Here is an 18,257-nt window from a genome sequence, read left to right as displayed (position 1 = left end):
ATTACACTTATGGTTACAATCTGCCATTTGCCTGTTTAAGTAAAATTCCTTTAACATCATACAAGACACCTTCCGGTTTTAACATAGATTGCAGATTTATATTGAGAAAGTCTTTGTGCGCTACTGTCAGCACAATGGCTTCATATTGCTGATCGGGTTTTTCTTTGGAGGTAATTAATTTATATTCGTGCGCCACCTCTTCCGGGGAAGCCCATGGGTCAAAAATGGTCACGTTCGCGCCATAGCTTGTAAGATTGTTTATTACGTCCACCGCTTTGGTATTACGGACATCCGGACAGTTTTCTTTAAAAGTGATGCCTAAGACTAGAATATTGGAACCTTTAACCTTGATGTCGTTCTGTACCATTAATTTTACGACCTCTGAGGCTACATATTTTCCCATACCGTCATTCATACGTCTTCCGGCCAAAATAATTTCGGGATGATAACCGTACTCCTGTGCTTTTTGGGCTAAATAGTATGGGTCCACCCCAATACAATGTCCGCCCACCAAGCCTGGTTTAAAGGGTAGGAAATTCCATTTGGTACCTGCGGCCTCCAATACTTCATGGGTGTCTATATCCATTAAATTGAATATTTTGGCCAATTCATTTACAAAGGCAATATTGATATCACGTTGTGAATTTTCGATTACCTTGGCAGCTTCCGCTACTTTTATGCTGGAAGCCAAATAGGTGCCAGCTGTAATAACCGAGGCATATAGGTCGTTTACTTTATTTCCTGTCTCAGGTGTAGATCCAGAGGTTACTTTTAAGATTTTCTCTACGGTGTGCTCCTTATCACCCGGATTGATCCGTTCTGGCGAGTATCCAGCAAAGAAATCCTGGTTAAATTTAAGGCCACTAATCTGTTCTAAAACTGGGACACACTCGTCTTCGGTAACACCAGGGTATACCGTGGACTCGTAGACTACAACATCCCCTTTTTTTAACACCTTGCCCACGGTCTCGCTGGCCTTGTATAGAGGGGTTAAAATTGGTCTATTGGTATGGTCTACAGGAGTAGGTACGGTAACTATATAATAGTTGCAATCCGCTATATGTTCTAAGTTGTTCGTGCAATACAGGCCAGTGTTCATCTCTGGGGTCTCACGTAATACTTTTTGAAGCACTTCGTCCTCCACTTCCAAGGTATAATCCTTGCCTGCCTGCAATTCGTTTATTCTGGTTTGGTTAATATCAAAGCCAATGGTTGCGTATTTGGTAGCAAACAGCCGTGCCAAGGGTAGGCCCACATAGCCCAATCCTATTACTGCGATTTTAATTTGAGTCATTCTGTTGAATTATTAATATTATTTTAAATTTTCCCAATACCATTTCACGGCTTCTTTTAAGCCGTTTTCAATATTAAATTTTGGATCGTACCCCAATAAGGTTCTAGCTTTAACTATAGAAGCTAGGGAATGGGGTACATCTCCCTGACGGTTTGGACCATAGATAACTTCTACTTGAGCTATTTTTGAATCAAATTGACTAAGGTAGTCTTTTAAAAGATCCACCAACTGTTTTAGATTCGTACGTTCCCCGTAGGCCACATTATAGACCGTATTTATGGCGTCTTTATTAGTACTGCTGATAGCCCTAAGGTTCATTTGGAGTACATTGTCTATATAGGTAAAATCCCTTGAGTAACTGCCATCTCCATTGATAATGGGCGATTCATATTTCATCAACTGCATTACAAACTTTGGGATTACTGCCGCATAGGCCCCATTGGGATCTTGTTTCCGTCCAAAAACATTGAAATAACGCAAACCAATGGTCTCCAAACCGTAGGTCTTGCTAAAAATATCTGCATATAGCTCGTTTACATATTTCGTTATGGCATAGGGGGAAAGTGGCTTGCCAATAACGTCTTCAACCTTAGGTAATCCCTTGCTGTCTCCATAGGTTGAAGAGCTTGCAGCATATACAAAGCGCTTTACCTTGGCGTCCCGAGCTGCTACGAGTATATTTAAAAACCCGGATACGTTTACCGCGTTACTTGTGATGGGGTCATTGATCGATCTAGGAACGGAACCCAGAGCGGCCTGGTGCAAAACATAATCGACACCTAAACAGGCCTTATGGCAATCTTGTAAGTTTCTAATGTCACCTTCTATCAAGTTAAACTTGGAGTTTGACAATAAATGGGCAATATTTTCTCTTTTCCCGGTTGCAAAATTGTCCAGACAGATTACAGTATTACCATTACTTAAAAGAGTCTCGCACAAATTGGAACCAATAAAACCAGCTCCTCCAGTTACAAGGATATGATAATTTGCATTTAGATTGATGTTTGATAAATCCATGGGTGTGTTTTCTAAGCAGCAAAGATGTGAAAAACTTATTGCAATTTTCCAATTTATTATATGAAGTCGTCATATTCTCGGTGAAATGGAAGTAATAGCGATGTCGACAGACTTTAGTTCGTTAAATTGTAGAATTGTCAAAATAGAAGGTTAAGAAGTAAAAAGTTGGTGCCTTCTGGGTTGACATATTGTGGGACGAGATGTGTTACCACCAAAAACTTCTGCGATCATCAGATTCAGTTACTTTTTCTTACCATATTTTCTAGCCCCTATGCTCGTTGATATACCGTAATTCAAAAGTTGGCGGAAATTTACCCTCTCTATTTTATATTCTAATTGATGAATTTTTTTAACCATGAGAAAAATGGTTTTCTATCATTGTTACTATAAACGTTCAATTGATATTTTTTATTAAAGACTAAACTCCAGCTGTCCAAAAACAATTTGAAATAGGAATTATTTCTTTTGTGGGCTCCAATCATAGATTTTAAATCAATATATATACCTCCATTTTGTTGTTTTAATTTAAGATTTCCAGCATCTTCTTCAATACCGCAAAGATCGTTGTAAGAAATTAAACCCATCGGAACATTTGCAATAGAAGAAATTTTAAAAAAGCCTTCTAACCGAGTACTCATTTCAATAAAGTAATACTTCTCATCAAATTTTTTAAATTCTAACCCTCCCAGTCCTTTATAATCGATTTTTTCTAAAAAGACTTTACATTGGGAAGTCAACTCCACGTTATCCTCAATTAGCCCTTTAGCCATTATTCCAGCTCGGGGCGGGTTTTGTAATACCTTGCGGCCTACAACGGAATTAATTTTTCCGGTTAGAGATCTATAAAAAATATAAAAATATGCTGAATCATCATTTCCTGGTATGTATTCTTGACAAACAAAACTGTAGCCTTTGCTTAAATAATCTTTTGTTTCCTCATAAAAAACTGATTGATTTAAAATTTTAACTTTAAATGGTGCTTTTTGCGATTCGTAAGCGGATCTTGGTTTAATTATTACTGGAAAAACAAAGGAATTTACTATTTCTTTTAAATCCTCAACTTTTTGGATTACTGCGGTTTTTGGTATTGAGAGGCCATTGTCTTTTGCTGCAAGTTCTGCTACTCCCTTTTTAGTGAAAGTGGTTATTATTTCCGAAGATGGTAAGCATAATGTACAATTACTCTCAAACCAATCACGATATAAATTCACTAAAAAACATGAGGTATCCGTTGTGAAATATACAACTGGTTTTTTTGGGGGATTAATCTGATAAAACCAATTTTTAAATTCGTGAAAAAATTCTTCTTCATTACTATTCCATAAGGTCTTAACGCCATCAACATAACAGCTTTTTTCAAAGATGGGTTGAGCTTCTGAATTTAAACAAACCACATAGGAAGTACATTTGTTTTTTTTCTTGATTTGCTCCAATAAACTTAATACACTCCCAATAGAGGAGCCCGCAAACACTATAATCTCGGCCATGTTTTATCTCAATAATGTTTTATCTAGTTGTTTTATTTCCCTAGCTGGTACCCCAGCTACCAAAGTGTAATCTGGAACATCTTTTGTGACTAAAGCCCCAGCAGCCACGATACAGTAGTTGCCAATGGTTACACCAGGCAGTATGGTTGCTCGCGCTCCAATCCAAGAATTTTTACCGATTATGACTGGTTTTTTTATGGCAGGGTATAATCTCACTAATACATTATGGGGACCATTAGGGTTAGCACTGGTTAAAATAGTCGTTTGATAAGCTAACGTCGAATTTTCTCCAATAACTATTCTATCTTTTGCTAACAAAAAACATCCCGCATTAATTTCTGATCGTTGGCCTAACTTTAAATTGCTATAGCTGCCAACAAGGGTGATATTCGGAGATATTCTATATTTAGATCCTACTACGCCCAAGGCTTCATACCATTTTTGTGAATATCTATTGAATATCGGAGTGTTTATAAACCATAGCAATATCCTGTGTTTTAAACTAGCTAATAATCTGCTCATAATTATATATTTTTTAACTATAACTCTATTATTTCACCAAACCAAAACTAAAGATAGAATATATTAAAATCAAATAGTTGAATTTTATCTCAATATAGAATAAAAGACTTAACAATAGGCTTTGATAAATAATGAACTTACTGAATATTTTTGCCTTTCAAAAACTCATAGGAAGTCGTTTCCAGTGATGATATCTTCATTGCAATAAGCATTGGGGTTAACATCTTGATATAGCGGGGTTTAAAAATAATTCAACGTTTTGTGCGCCAATCAATAAAACCATTAATGAAGTAAACACTCGGGTAAGAAATAAAAATAATACTATTTTTAAGAACCATTTCAGTGCAGGCAGATTTTTATACCGTCTATCTGCCATATTTGATTGGATGGCGCTTCTTAAGTTTCCTGATATAATACTTTGTACTTTGTTGTACTCCTTATTTCTAGCTACATATTGGGCCACCCCCTCTTGAATATGGGTGTTGGGGCTTAAATCGAGGTTGCTTATTAAAAACCATATATTGGACTGGGTACTAGTAAGTCACCTAATGGAATGGATAGCAATTGCTGTTTGGCCTTTACACCAAGATTTATTTCTATGGCTTTAATGAAGTGGTCAACCTAACGGATTTGTTGTTGTCAATATTAAAGATCTTATAGTTTTCTTGAACTCTGATTCTAAGGGTGGTTTCTATTTCCAAGATACGAACGTCTCCTTCGGTAATATAGTCTATATCATTAAAGACACGTTCCATTTCCCTGTGGTTAAATATCTTTATAACGTCTCCTTGGACCATAGCTTCGGTAAATAGGGCCATGGATATATCTGGCCGGCTCAAGGCCGAAAAACGGCAAAAACCTTAGCCCGGTAGTCGCAAACCAATACAAATGGCTGCAGGTCTGAGCAATCAGTTCATTGCTCTTCTTTGTAGCGGCATAATGGCAAATTGGGTGGTCCACATTGTGCGAGGTTTCAAAGAGCACTTTTTTGTTCATTCCAAACATGCCGGAGTTACTGGCATATATTAAGTGTTTAATATGGTGATGCCTGCAGCATTCCAAAATATTTAAAAAAACCTATAATTTTTCTTTCGATATTGGTTCTGGGGTTCTCCAACCTGTACCTTGCGCCGGCTTGTGCAGCCAAGTTACAGACCACTTCAAAATTGAACTCTTGGAAAAATGAGGCAGGGCTTCTCAGTCTTCTAGATTAAGGCATATAAATGATAAAGAGTTGGTGGTATCGTTGATACTCTCCTTCCCAAATTTATTCGCCTTTTCAACTTGGGATATAACAGCTAATTTAAGGCTTAGGCCGTGCGCTTATTTCTTGGATTTTCTGAATAATTCATAAATAAGTTGAAATTGTGTCAACTTATTTTAGGGTGGGTCAAAGTATTGATTGTTGTTGTTGATTAGTTATTATTAAAAAAATCGATTTCTTTTTATTTTGGCATCACTTATATATACATACTTACTGAAATTAAAGGTGTGGGTGCATAATACATTTTTTTGCCATCCCGGATCAATGGAATGTAACATTTCTTCTTCATAATAGAGTTCGGTTAATTTTGTTATCTTATTAAAATTCATACCATATCCATAATAATGGGAGCAGTTTTGAGATGGACGGACTAAATTATTTCCTTCCTTAAATAGTTGCCCCGCAGGCCTTGCTTTTTTAACATCGGTTACCACAGGATTTAAGGGGTGGGATGTCCATTTGTTTGATACGAGGTCCTTGGAATAGTACAAGAAGAGATTTACGTTGGATGGCATCCCTTTATGCTCTTTTAAGTTCGTAAACATCCAATAAATATCACCTTCTTTATAGATAGTGGTATCTAGAGCAACGACATTGTTCATTAGCGTTTTTTCCAATTTCCATTCATGTGGGAAATTAGTACATTTGTACAGTTGAATATCATTGTTTCCACTTGTTTCCGGGATCATAAAGAGGTTGTCTTTGTCCTCAAAAAGGAAAGGATAAGAAAGATGATATTCTTTTTTTAAGATAATTTTTGGGGTGGTATAATTTCCTTTATCATCCAATTCCATAACGGCCAAATGCCCTAATTTATCCTTAAATACGAGTTCTTCAATAAAAAGATATTGTTTGTTGTTTCTTATAATCAAAAATGGGTCGGCCCAAAATCGGTCCTTGGGAGGGATGATTCTGGTATACTGTGATAAATTATAGGGGGAGGAATTTGCTGAATTGGAAAAAAGAAGAATCCATTGATCATAATATATTTTACTTTCAATTAATTGTCTAATTTTTTTCAACAATATTTTAGTGACATGCCAAAATAATTCACTTGTTTTTGGATATTCAAAGTATGGATGGCTAAGGTCCTTTGAGGTGCAAATTTTATAATTATTACTGTCAATACCGTTCAATTCCTTTGTTTCATATAATTTTTTTAAATTTCTATGAATCATTGGGTATGCATGCCAATAGATGCTATTGGCATTTCTTGAAAAACTGATCCAGTCAGTACAGACAAAAGTCTGGTCAAGTATTTTGGGTTGCTTTTCCTCATGTGTCCTACATTTTAAATATGCCCCTATTTCAGGTAGTCCTAAAAGAAGTTCCCAAGCCCCTGGAGGACCTTGTTTTATGTTAGAGGGGGCGGAATGTACTAAATCCCATACTCCATATTCACTGTGTGAAATAAGGTTTTTGTCGGGTATGCTGTCTGAGAAATTGATAATAACATCTACTAGGTATTCGTTTGGTTTTTTTAAATTCAAACCTGAAGTCTCCGAGTATTCCAAAGTCTCTTTAAATAATGACCTTGAACTTTTTACCAATTTGGCATTTGGGCGAGGTTTAAAAAGGGAATAATCTAAACGACTAAGAATGTTCCATGCCCATGGTACTTTTGGGTTAGTCTTGTCGTTTATTTTAATGGAAAGTGTTAATTGGGCATAGTCTGATTTTTCGATATTCTCCAATACCAATTGCTGCCAGGCATATAATTTGTTATTATCTGAGAGAATAGCAACTCTTAATTTTTCTTGCATAAATCAATGAATATGTGAAAAATGAATTGTACTTAATCAAAACAATCGAGAACCATAGTTAGTTTAAATATATGATACTAGCAAATAAAATTGATGAAAATTGAAGTATATCGTTATATGGTTTTTTGGAATGTCCTGATTATTTCATTTTGTAGGAATTCTCACGAGAGTAAAAGGAAGTAGTTTTTCATTAACATTTAACCTTGATATTGTAACTGTCAATTTAATCGACAATAGAAATTTCATTTTGTATTCTCGGAGTGCTCGCTCCTTAGGAATAGATTTTTACTTCTTGGTAGGAGAAGTTTGAAGTTATTTTTTATGGTTTTGAGTGAGGTAAAACTTAATCCAGCCCTGTAAGGTAATTTTTGATCTATTAGCGTACTATTGAAAGTAGATTGATTAACTGTTATTCAGATTGTTAATTCATGTTATAGATAAAAGAAAATCTTGTATAAGAGTATTTGGCCTTTATGCCAGGGTATTATCTTAATTGTTTTTGAACATTATTAGCAGAATAACTAACTTTTGGCCTATTTTTTCACCTACTGGGGGGATCAATTAATAGGAACTGTTCTAAAATCGTTCACTGAAAGGGAGATCCGGAGGATCTTTTCGGTCATCCCCTGGGAGGAACGGATAAAGGTCTTTGGTCTGTGCGGTGCCTAAAAAGGACCACTTTGAATATTCGATCCCCAAGGCAAACGGGTACTGTTGTTCTAAAATCACAAATCCGGTTGGTTCGACAAGCGTTCGGTCAAGTAGGTCAATGGCGATATCGATTACCAATTCTTCTCTGTTGTAGATCTTGGCGGTAAACGCCTGACGAATTATAAGATTGTTAGCTAGATCTACTGATAAAAGGTCAAAAATATTGATATCGAGAAGTCCAATAAATAATCTTCGATTCTTGGTAGGTCCACATCGTTGATAAGCACAGTATATTAATTGATTTTACAGGTTAGACAGTGAGCTTAGGTATTCCACCAACTAGAATCCGTTGTGGAGGTCAATGGTTTGTAATTACCGTAAACTATAGGTCATCTTTAAAACCCTTGGTATAAAAAACTCGACTACATACCTGGAATGGATAATATGCAATAGCACACAAATAAAGATGCCTTACATGGCCTGGTAGAAACGGACAAGGTTGAATCTCACCAAAATCACAAGCGGAACACCTAACCTGTCCTAAATTCAAAATCGAACATCAAAAAAAATGCCCCTAAATAAATCTAGGAGCATTTAATGTTTAGTGTATTCTTAAAAAAGAGACTTATCTACTGAAGGTGTATTTTCGACCAAAATGATGCCGATGGCTCAGAGTTGGGCAAATCTATTTCATGGGTTGTTGAAGTATGCCTTTCAATTCTCTTGGCTAAATTCATTACACCTGAAATTTATTTAGGACAGATTTGATTACCAACTAATAAAGCATGATTTCGAAATCTCCGGCATAATAGGCCGCTGCCATTTCAAGATTGGTATAGCCAGCTGTATTTTTAACTGTGTAGGTTCCAAAATCCCAATATGTTTCAACATCATCTTGTTGATCTACCCCAATGGTTAAATGGTCGTGTTGATTTTTAAACCAATCAGGAATATGGTCGCCACTTGTAGACTCATATAAGGATGTATTTGTAAATTCGGAATTATCCCAATCCCCTTGCGCTCTGTAATCTGATTCCGTGGTATTGTTGCTTGTTTTGTCAATATATGAAGCATCCTTTGTGTCCCTGAAGAACCCTGGGCTACCATCTGCATTTATTCCCATGTTATGGCCGACATTAGCCATTACTTTTGACGGCACATCCATTACATCCCAAATACCATCTGCAGGGTTTGTGAAATTATGCTGTCTACCAGATGCATAGTGGCTTTTGTCAATAGGGTCTCCATCGGAACCTTCTGAGTTCGCCTTATAGTTCACCCATAGGCCGGTTTGGTTGTCATTTGGGGTCTCATCCTGACCCTCTACATAGTTCCACCCGGTATAAGTCATAAAACCATCTATTGGCAAGCCCATTTTATTAACAGGGGTTGATGAAGCTTGAGGCCTATTTCCCTTTTCTGAGTAGTTGTTAAAATAATCAACGTGTGGTCCCCCATTTGTCCGTATTATTCTAGATGACCAATTGACCAGATAATTGTTGTAATTTTCATGGAGGTGGCTGGACCCGGATACATTCGGTATTCTATGGCTTACATTATATATCATGTTCCTGGCGTAAGTACTAGCTCCCGTATCAGCTCCACCTGTACCACTATCCCCAAATATGCTCCCTGTGTTATGCCCGTCCAATCCCTCTGCGATCATGGTGTAGGCCAATGTGGAGTAATTACTCGAGTTTCTTGAACCAATATTTATTATTTGGTCCATGCCGTACCTAACGGATAGATGATCAAAATAAACGCCTGGTCCGTCGGGTATTTCGTTGACCGACCAACTGCCAAAGCCAGTGTCCACCTTGTTTTGGAAAGTCATATGCCTAACTATTACGTTGTTGCAATTGTACATGGCCATTCTCTTGCCCGACATGGTTAATCCGCGCCCTGGAGCAAACTGGCCCCAAATAGTCAAGTTTCCATTACCTGCCGCGTATGTTGTCATTACTGACGATAAAGTGGCCAATCCTTCTACCTTTATAATAATTATTCTATCTCCAGTAGCTTCAAGTGCCGCTCTGAACGAACCTTCGCCACTATCATTAAGATTGGTAACCTCATATACTTTTCCGCCCCTGCCACCAGTCACAAGTTCACCTGCGCCAAATGCACTCGGAAAGGCTTTTAACTCTGATAATACGATTGAATATTCGTCAGATGTGGTGTTCTTTTCAGATTCAGTAACGGTAATGGACCCGGTTTCTGTGGTGACCGAGTTATCTGAATTGGTTACGGTAGTGGTATAAGTAAATGAATCCTCCTCAGGGCTAACAACCTCTTCTGTAGCAACTTCTTCTGTAGCGGTTTCTTCGGAACTTTCGGTATTAGGAGTATAGGTAATGGTATTATCCTCATTGATTACTGCAATACCATTGGCAGGTTGACTCACTTCTGTTATTACAACCTCACTTTCTTCGTTAAAAGTGTCATTATCAAGAGGTTCTATTATTACGGCCTCTTCAGAAGTAACTTCAACGATATCTTCAACAACATCCTCAACAGGCTCAATGGTAACATCTACGTTTACAGCAACTTCCGATGTAGTGTCATCCTCATTGGTGACTTCCAATATAATTTCAATATTATCCTTACCATTATAGTCGTTTGAAGGAGTGTAAACAGCTATGCTGTCTTTTTCTATGGTAATTTCACCATATTTAGGTTTTACGTTTCTTTTATATCTTCTGCGCCCTTTCCTGTTGCTAGAGGTGTTGTAAAGCAGATTGAAGGTTACAGCTTGATCTTCTTCGGTAGTAAATACCGCATTTGCTAAATCGATAATTACTTCATTGGGTTCAGTGCTTATTGGATTTTCTTCCACAACATATTCTGCCAAAAGGTCGGAATCCTTGTTGCAGGAAGAATTTAAAAAAAGGAAAAGACATAGCAGGGTCCATTGTAATAGGTTCGAGGGGGAAATTTTCATAAGTATTAGACTTTAATTAATTGATAATCAATTGGGGTTTATAATAAATTTACTTTCATAATATCATCGACGAGTAGCGTATATTGACGTCAAACTGCTGTTTTTAATTAGAATTGGTAGATTTACGATTGCGTATTGGGGTTTGGATGTTTGATATTTGATTATTCGATGAAATGCTTCTTTCTTTTAGATTTCAGCTTGTCTAATTGCGGTATATGTCAATATATTAACAAATAAAATCAGTTTCAAATGTGCTTAAAAATTGTTTTCAAAATAATATAAGTATCCAAAAGGGAGTAGAAGCAAAGGACGAATGCTAAAGATTCGGACGTTATCGAGAAACTAAAAGACGGCAATATGTCTTGGAACCATTGAAACTTTAATATGGCCAATTCGTATATAGTGTCCTTGGAGGGGTGTCCCAGGATTGACGCCTGAAGTATCTAACTACACTGACTTTACACTTTGTAGTCAATACGTACCTCGAGTAAGAATTTCTTAGATAAAAACAATTCCATACATGGTTAAATGCGGCGGCCAAAAATAAGATAGCACTGAGGGTATTGATTGTGAGTAAGGTAACAAGGAAACAGAAATAGGAGGTCCAGGTGCTAGAAGGGCTGTAATCTAGCGATGGTACGCCAAGAGCCCATTGGACAAAAGCTAGAGGAAAAAAGCCTGTATAGAGATCGGACTTGTATTTGTCGTTACCATCTGAACGATAGGATAGGTGTATTATGATCTGGTAGCGGAAAAAGTTGAGTTCAGTCCGGGTAACATGGAAGGATTCAAAGAGAAATACTTGTGGAAAATGGTAGATATTTAGGGAAGACAAAGGAAAATAGAAGTTCATGTTTCCGTATACTTAGCTAAATCAAGTTTAGTAATATGATAGAAAATTTGAGAAACACATATTGTGATATTCACTTTGTAGTGAATCTGAAATATCCGGTTGTGGATGGATATAATTGGATCGTTCCTAGACTGGATCTTGTTGTTTCTTCCAACTTTAAAAAATACCCATATTGACTCTGTATTTGCGAAATGTTTCTGCCGTTTCAATTTCTTCAAAAGATGATGAAACTCCTAATTTTCCTTCCAAATTCTATTTCCTGTATTTCATATATTGCTACTGCTCGATTTTTGCTTCTGGTCATAGCCCGGTACCAGTCAAGTTAGCCTTCCAACATCTTTTTGATACCACACTTTTGCAGTTTCTTTGAAAAACCGTTGAGCTCATCACCGGTATTGAATTGCTTCAAAAATTCATTGCTGAACAATTCTTCTTTCTTCATAATGTGTAAATATTCAAAATAAAATAAAAAAATAGCGGGGGCTTGTCCCCGCTATTTTCTATATACACACTTTCTGTGATTGTCTTTTTTATGGAAATCCATAAAATAAATTGATTAAACTTGAAATTTATTTGGGATAGAATTGATTGCCAACTAATAAAGCATGATTTCAAAATCTCCAGCATAATAGGCCGCTGCCATTTCGAGATTAGTATACCCAGCTGTATTCTTAACTGTGTAGGTACCAAAGTCCCAATCTACCTGCACCCCGTTCATCTGGTTGATCCCTACCGTTAAATGCGCGTGCTGATTCTTGAACCAATCAGGAATATGGTCGCCACTTGTCGATTCGTATAAGGATGTATTTGTAAATTTGGAATTATCCCATTCCCCTTGTGCCCTGAAATCTGATTCCGTAGTGTTTTTGGTAGTTTTGTCAATATATGAAGCATCCTTTGTGTCCCTAAAGAACCCTGGGCTACCGTCTGCATTTATACCCCTGTTATGGCCGACATTTGCCATCACCTTTGACGGCACATCCATTACATCCCAAATGCCATCTGCCGGGTCTGTGAAATTGTGCTGTCTACCGGATGCATAGTGGCTAGAATCAATAGGGTCACCATCAGATCCTTCTGAATTTGCCTTATAGTTCACCCATAGGCCGGTTTGGTTATCGTTCGGTGTCTCATCCTGACCCTCTACGTAGTTCCACCCGGTGTACGTCCTAAAACCATCCATTGGTAGGCCCATTTTATTAACTGGTTTAGATGAGGCTTGAGGTCTGTTTCCTTTTTCTGCATAGTTGTTAAAATAATCAACGTGTGGTCCCCCATTTGTGCGTATTATCCTAGATGACCAGTTGACCAGATAATTGTTGTAATTTTCATGTAGGTGGCTGGACCCGGATATATTCGGTATTCTATGGCTTACATTATATATCATGTTCCTGGCGTAAGTACTAGCTCCCGTATCAGCACCACCTGTACCACTATCACCAAATATGCTCCCTGTGTTATGTCCGTCCAATCCCTCTGCGATCATTGTGTAGGCTAGGGTAGAATAGTTGTTTGAATTTCTGGAACCGATATTTACTATTTGGTCCATGCCGTACCTAACGGATAGATGATCAAAATAAACACCCGGTCCGTCCGGTATTTCGTTGACAGACCAACTGCCAAAGCCAGTATCCACTTTATTCTGAAAAGTCATGTGTCTGACTATTATGTTGTTGCAATTGTACATGGCCATTCTCTTGCCCGACACTGTTAATCCGCGTCCTGGAGCAAACTGGCCCCATATAGTCAAGTTCCCATTACCTGCTGCATATGTTGTCATTACTGACGATAAAGTGGCCAAACCTTCCACTTTCACAATAATAATCCTATCCCCTGTAGCTTCAAGTGCCGCCCTGAACGAACCTTCGCCACTATCGTTAAGATTGGTAACCTCGTATACTTTTCCGCCCCTACCACCAGATACAAGTTCACCTGCACCAAATGCACTTGGAAAGGCTTTTAACTCTGATAATATGATTGAATATTCGTCAGATGAGGAATTCTTTTCAGTTACCGTAACGGTTATTTTTCCGGTTTCGGTGGAAACCGAATTGTCCGGATTGGTAATAGATGTAGTGTAATCAAACTCGTCAGTTCCGGTTTCATCTGCGTTTGGGGTGTAGACAACGGTATTGTCTTCCTGTACCTCGGCGGTTCCCATCGTTGGAGGGGTAACTTGAGTAATGGTAACCTTTTCAGGTTCTTCAAAGGCGTCATTGCTTAGTGGTTCAATAACAATAGGGCTGTTGGCCAGGGTCACTACTACATCGTTGACCATTATGGATTGTGGATTTTCTATGACATATTCCGCTAAAAGATCGGAATCTTTGTTACAGGAAATACATAAAATTAAGACAATACAAGCTAGGGTCAATTGGATAAAATTCGAGGGGCGAAATTTCATAAGTTTAAGACTTTTGTTTAAATGATAAACATTTGGGTTTTACAAATATTAAATAATTTTTTAATATCATCGGTAAAAGACAAGCTATTTTCGATGAACTGCACAATTGAGTTGCAGTGGAGGTTTTACGTTCCTTTTTAGCTGTTTAGACGTTTGATATACATTTATTCGATGAAATACTCTTTTCTTTATGATTTGTGCTAATTTGTAATGGTTGAATGTTAATTTTTTTAACGTTTAAATCTGGTTTTTAGAAAATGACGTTATAAATGGCTTTTTAAACAATCAAATAATTGGCCAATAAGTATAAGATACTTGATGTTTGGAAATTGAACTTACCAGTCTTCCGTTTAGGCTGTTAAAAAAAACCATAGATGGGAAAGATGGATTGGATAACTGGTGGTCGTAGCAAAAAAACTGAACATTAATAATACTGCCCAGCTATTAGTGATGCTGATAACCTGAATTTGTTTAATTTGTAATTTGTTGTTTCGGGTTATTATTGGGTGGTAAGGTATATTTTTCTGGTCGAATTTGCTTTTCGATAGCAAGGTGCAGAGAAAGCTTTTCCTTGTCTAAAACCTCGCTATTACCCTATTTCGGTTAGGACTTGTATGTTACTAAATTGAAATGATCGATTTAGTTTACTAATTTAGAAATCAAAAAAATAATATTTACGGCTTTCTGGCTCATCCTATCTTCAGCTATGTGAGGCCTAGGGCAAAATTTAGTAACATTATGCATGTATTGGCCTCTCTGCAGTGGTTTACTCCTTTTGTTGAAAATATAGAATTTTATTGGTCAGAACCATATTTTCAATATCGTTGAAATCCTTGTAGTAATTTAAATCACCATTAATATTTGGCGATTGATGTTTTATTAATTGCATTACAAATTTTGGAACAACTGCAGCCTAAGCCCCACTGGGATCTTGCTTTCTGCTGAATACATTAAAATAGAGCAGGCCTATTGTTTCCTGGGCATAGGTTTTTGCAAATATATCCGCATAAAAATTATTTACGTATTTGGTTAAGGAGTAAGGGGAAAGTGGATTTCAAATAATATCCTCAATTTTGGGCAACCCCTTAGAGTCGCCGTAGGTAGAGGAGCTAGCGGCATAGATAAAGGGCATTACTTTGGAATCCTGGGTTGCAACCAACATATTTAAAATAGGTTAACATTTATTTCATTTCTGGTAATGGGGTCTTTTATAGAGCTTTGTAACGACCGCCAAGGCGGCTAGTCGCAGGATATAATCCACATTCCTACAAGCTTTTCTACCGTTTTCTAGCTATATGATATCCCCTTCTTTGAGTTTGAAGTTTTCATTATCCAGAAGATGTGATATGTATTCATTTTTCCTGTGGCAAAATTCTCCAAATAGACTACTTTGTCGCCATTTAGAACTAGAAATTCACTGAGATCAGAGCCTATAAATTCAGTATTACCTGTTACCAGTATGCTATGGTCGTTGGATAATGTTAGCCCCTAATTGGTCATTTATTATATTTTTATTTTAACGATAGTCAGGTCCAGAAATTTAATAAAAAGAATGGGATGTCATCGGCCTGCTTAAATTGCAGTTTAAAATATCAATTAGGGTATTTGATTAGCTAATTAATGCCGTAATATTTGCAATACCAATCGGTAAATGATTTTACCCCAACGGAGATTTCAGTATTGGGGCTATAGTGGTAATCCTCTATAAGATCGTCTACATTGGCCCACGTCCTTGAAACATCTCCCGGTTGCATTGGTAGCATATTTTTTGCAGCTGTTTTCCCAAGATTTTTTTCAATGGATTCAATAAAATCGGAAAGTTTTACGGCTTTGTTGTTGCCAATATTATAGATATTGTATAATGGTCTTTGCTTACGTTGCTCAATTGGTTCGATCAGTATCCGCTCTACACCATCAACAATATCATCCACATAGGTAAAATCACGTTCCATATCACCATGGTTAAATACATTGATTGGTTTACCTTCAATAATTGCTTTGGTGAACAGGAATATGGCCATGTCCGGCCTGCCCCATGGGCCATAAACAGTAAAAAAGCGAAGTCCTGTGGTTGGCAAGTCAAAAAGATGGCTATACGTGTGCGCCATAAGCTCGTTACTTTTTTTACTGGCGGCGTAAAGACTAATTGGGTGGTCTACATTGTCGGTAGTAGAAAAAGGAATTTTATCATTTAAGCCGTAAACACTGGAGCTACTTGCATAGACCAAATGTTTAATGTTATTATGCCTGCAACATTCCAATAAATTAAGGAATCCCACTATATTACTATCAACATAAACCGAGGGGTTTTCTATGCTATACCTAACCCCTGCTTGGGCAGCAAGATTGCAGACTACATCAAATTCTTCTTGCTCAAAGAGTTTGGGTAGCTCCTGTCTATCCTCTAAATTCATCTTAATAAATTTAAATTTAGGGCCGTGTTTGCTACTCGTGGTCTTTTGGGAAGGTATTGTAGCATCAGCCTTGACAATGCCCAATTGCGCCAATCTACCGAATTTTAAGTTCGGGTCGTAATAATCATTTATATTATCCAGGCCAACTACCTCTATATCTTGCTTTAACAAGGCTTCGCACAAGTGATAACCTATAAACCCAGCAGCGCCAGTGACTAAAATTTTCATGATTGGCCAATTATATAATAGTTGAACCCATGATTCTCCATAGTATCCTTGTCCAGCAAACGTCTGCCGTCAAAAACAAATGCCGGTTTTAACATCTTTTTGAAAATTAGTGGCCAGTCATAAGTTTTAAACTCATCCCATTCGGTTAATATGGCTATAGCATGTGCATCCTCAATAGCATCAATGGGCTTATTTGTTACCTTCAATAGTCTACGGTTTTCTTCAGGACTTCTGGTGTTTAGATAATCTAGGTCGGCGTAAATTTGTTTTTCAGTAACCTTTGGGTCATATACAATTATTTCCGCTTGTTCATCCAAAAGGGCGTCAGCGACATAGATAGCAGCTGATTCCCTGGTATCATTGGTGTCTTTTTTAAATGCCCAACCATAAAAGACTATTTTTTTGCCTGAGACCGTATTGTATAAGGTGGAAACAATATTTTCTGCAAAACGTCTTTTCTGGTAGTCGTTCATTATAATCACCTGCTCCCAGTAATCGGCAACTTCCTGCAAGCCAAAACTACTGGCAATATAAACCAAGTTAAGGATGTCTTTCTGAAAACAGGATCCTCCAAAGCCAACGGATGAGTTTAGGAATTTAGATCCAATTCTACTGTCGTACCCAATAGCCTTAGATACCTCTGCTATGTTTGCATCGGTTCTTTCGCAAAGCGCAGAAATTGAGTTTATGGAGGAGACTCTTTGTGCTAAAAAAGCATTGGCTACCAATTTGGATAATTCCGAAGACCATACATTGGTCTGTAAAATACGTTCTTTGGGAAGCCAATTTTCATATATAGCACTTAAGGTGTTCTTGGCAGATTTTCCTGAAGGCGTTTCATCGCCACCTATTAATACGCGGTCCGCATTCAATAAATCCTCAATAGCAGTTCCTTCAGCTAAAAATTCTGGGTTGGAAAGTATTTCAAAGGCAACACCATTACCAGTATTGTCCAAAATACTTTTTATGGCACTGGCAGTTCTTACTGGAAGGGTAGATTTTTCAACAACAATTTTATCAGTCTTGGCAACCCGGGCAATATTTCTGGCGCATAATTCAATAAATTTCAGGTCGGCTGCCTGTCCCTTACCTTTACCATAGGTCTTGGTGGGTGTGTTAACAGATATGAATATTATTTCAGCCTCATCAATAGCTTTGTCCACTTCTGTGCTAAAAAATAGGTTTTTACCTCTTGTGGCTTTTACAATTTCCCCTAATCCAGGTTCATATACGGGTAGATTATTCAGATTGGAATCGTTCCATTGTTTAATTCTTTCTGAATTTATATCCACAACGGTAACTGTGATTTCTGGACATTGACTGGCTATGACGGACATGGTAGGTCCGCCAACATAACCAGCCCCGATACAACAAATTTTGGTGACTTTTTTCATTATTAAAGGATAATTATTTTAATGC

Annotated in this window: 10 protein-coding genes; all 10 read right to left on the bottom strand. The window is 37.4% G+C overall.

The window, feature by feature from the left end; all coding sequences use genetic code 11:
* Positions 1-13: 13 nt before the first annotated feature.
* The 10 genes from MWU78_RS15440 to MWU78_RS15395 all read right to left on the bottom strand — a co-directional run bounded on the left by MWU78_RS15440 (position 14) and on the right by MWU78_RS15395 (position 18,232).
* Positions 14-1,294 (bottom strand): nucleotide sugar dehydrogenase, encoded by a 1,281-nt coding sequence (locus MWU78_RS15440; protein WP_246999337.1) that lies wholly within the window; start codon positions 1,292-1,294, stop codon positions 14-16.
* Between the two features lie 18 nt (positions 1,295-1,312).
* Positions 1,313-2,311 carry an SDR family oxidoreductase gene (locus tag MWU78_RS15435; RefSeq protein ID WP_246999336.1) on the bottom strand — a complete coding sequence of 333 codons (999 nt, stop codon included), beginning with the start codon at positions 2,309-2,311 and terminating at the stop codon, positions 1,313-1,315.
* Between the two features lie 332 nt (positions 2,312-2,643).
* A complete protein-coding gene (locus MWU78_RS15430) occupies positions 2,644-3,798 on the bottom strand; it encodes a hypothetical protein (RefSeq protein ID WP_246999335.1) in 1,155 nt (384 codons plus the stop codon).
* 3 nt (positions 3,799-3,801) lie between these two features.
* Complete coding sequence (locus MWU78_RS15425) at positions 3,802-4,320, bottom strand: acyltransferase (protein ID WP_246999334.1); 519 nt, start codon at positions 4,318-4,320, stop codon at positions 3,802-3,804.
* A 596-nt stretch (positions 4,321-4,916) separates the two neighbouring features.
* Positions 4,917-5,138 (bottom strand): hypothetical protein, encoded by a 222-nt coding sequence (locus MWU78_RS15420; protein WP_246999333.1) that lies wholly within the window; start codon positions 5,136-5,138, stop codon positions 4,917-4,919.
* Positions 5,139-5,745: 607 nt separating this feature from the next.
* Positions 5,746-7,347, bottom strand: a complete 1,602-nt coding sequence (locus MWU78_RS15415) for a hypothetical protein (protein ID WP_246999332.1) — start codon at positions 7,345-7,347, stop codon at positions 5,746-5,748.
* A 1,426-nt stretch (positions 7,348-8,773) separates the two neighbouring features.
* On the bottom strand, positions 8,774-10,939 hold the full coding sequence (locus MWU78_RS15410; protein ID WP_246999331.1) for an Ig-like domain-containing protein: 2,166 nt from the start codon (positions 10,937-10,939) through the stop codon (positions 8,774-8,776).
* A gap of 1,448 nt (positions 10,940-12,387) precedes the next feature.
* On the bottom strand, positions 12,388-14,196 hold the full coding sequence (locus tag MWU78_RS15405; RefSeq protein WP_246999329.1) for an Ig-like domain-containing protein: 1,809 nt from the start codon (positions 14,194-14,196) through the stop codon (positions 12,388-12,390).
* A 1,613-nt stretch (positions 14,197-15,809) separates the two neighbouring features.
* Positions 15,810-16,838: an NAD-dependent epimerase gene (locus tag MWU78_RS15400; RefSeq protein WP_246999327.1), complete on the bottom strand. Its 1,029-nt coding sequence runs from the start codon at positions 16,836-16,838 to the stop codon at positions 15,810-15,812.
* Positions 16,835-18,232, bottom strand: a complete 1,398-nt coding sequence (locus tag MWU78_RS15395) for a nucleotide sugar dehydrogenase (protein ID WP_246999324.1) — start codon at positions 18,230-18,232, stop codon at positions 16,835-16,837. The genes MWU78_RS15400 and MWU78_RS15395 overlap by 4 nt, the downstream gene beginning before the upstream one ends.
* Positions 18,233-18,257: the final 25 nt, after the last annotated feature.

This window comes from Arenibacter sp. F26102, assembly GCF_023015865.1.
Classification (GTDB): Bacteria; Bacteroidota; Bacteroidia; order Flavobacteriales; family Flavobacteriaceae; genus Arenibacter.
Note: the sequence above shows the minus strand (reverse complement) of the source record. Positions and strands in the feature narration are given on the sequence as shown.